The 1,113-nt window shown below is 48.6% G+C and carries 2 protein-coding genes; both read right to left on the minus strand.

Annotation, left to right across the window (positions count from 1 at the left end):
* Positions 1 to 245 precede the first annotated feature (245 nt).
* A complete protein-coding gene (locus VI25_RS22490; protein ID WP_236705215.1) occupies positions 246 to 578 on the minus strand; it encodes a hypothetical protein in 333 nt (110 codons plus the stop codon).
* Positions 579 to 613: 35 nt separating this feature from the next.
* Complete coding sequence (locus VI25_RS22495) at positions 614 to 1,069, minus strand: ParA family protein (protein WP_316934404.1); 456 nt, start codon at positions 1,067 to 1,069, stop codon at positions 614 to 616.
* Between the last annotated feature and the right edge of the window lie 44 nt (positions 1,070 to 1,113).

Consider the following 1,113-nt stretch of genomic DNA (forward strand, 5'->3'; position numbering starts at 1 on the left):
GTAGCGGTTCGACGTCATTTTTGTAGCGGCTGACGTCATTTTTGTAGCGGTTAGCCTCTTAAACTCTCTGTCGCTCTGATAGTTATGAGGCCCATAATACTATTAATATAGTAACAAGTAATAAAAGCTAGTAAGCATTTTTTGACGTCATTTTTTGTAGCGGTTACGCGAGTTCTGGGGAGTATAAATTAGCACACGGCAAAAATTCATGCTGCGCGTTTTTGTGCGTTTTTTATACTTTTAAATTACTTGAGTTTTTTGCCATTAAGCCGGTACTGTTCATCTTCCGGTAAGGGCCGATCAGCGCCGTCCATGGTATCTAGGAACGCGCACAGAGCAGAGTCTACTGCCTTTTTCAGAACTAGTCGGTCCCAGTACTCACTTTGCTTTAGTCGCACGTAAGTGCTCCGTCGCAGAAAGGAACTGAACTTCAGCCACTCTTCTTCCGACGAGGGCGTTGCAGCAGGTGTTTGGGTAGGAGCAGTAGCTATTGGTGTCGCTACTGGCAGTGGTACGACCTCTCGGTTAACACCATACAAGCGGGCGTCACTGGCCAGAGGCAGTGCTGGAGCGTCCAAATCATCTCCGAAAGACGGTTTCTTCTTTTGCTTACTCATACGCGGGCAACAATCTCTTGGGTAAGTAACTCATAATCGGTTGCGCCGTTACTTTCCGGCGCCCACTGGTGGATGCTTTGCTTCTTGATCTGAGCTTCAGCCAGGGAAACATTTTCGCGGATGGTCGTCTCCATCATCAGGTTGGCCTCGGAATATTTGGAGTCAATCAGCGCAACAACGTCGTGATGCAGTTTCTTACGGTACCTGCTGCTGTACTTGGTGAAGAAGATTCCCCCAATAATCAGCGTGGGGTTGTACAGGTCCTTTACTCGCTCGCAAGCTTGAATTAGCTTGTTGAGCCCTTCATAGCCAAAGTACTCGGGCTGGCAAGGAATGAAGACCGCGTTACACGCGACCAGAGCCATGTAGGTAAGGGCGGACAGGGAGGGCGGCGTATCAATTAGGCAGTAATCATACAGGTCTTGTAACGGCGCTAATCCTTTGCGCAGAATACTTTCATAGCCCCAACTGCTGGCCTACCATCTTTCTCGAGGTA

This window comes from Hymenobacter sp. AT01-02, from assembly GCF_000961955.2.
GTDB classification, from domain to species: Bacteria; Bacteroidota; Bacteroidia; order Cytophagales; family Hymenobacteraceae; genus Hymenobacter; species Hymenobacter mucosus.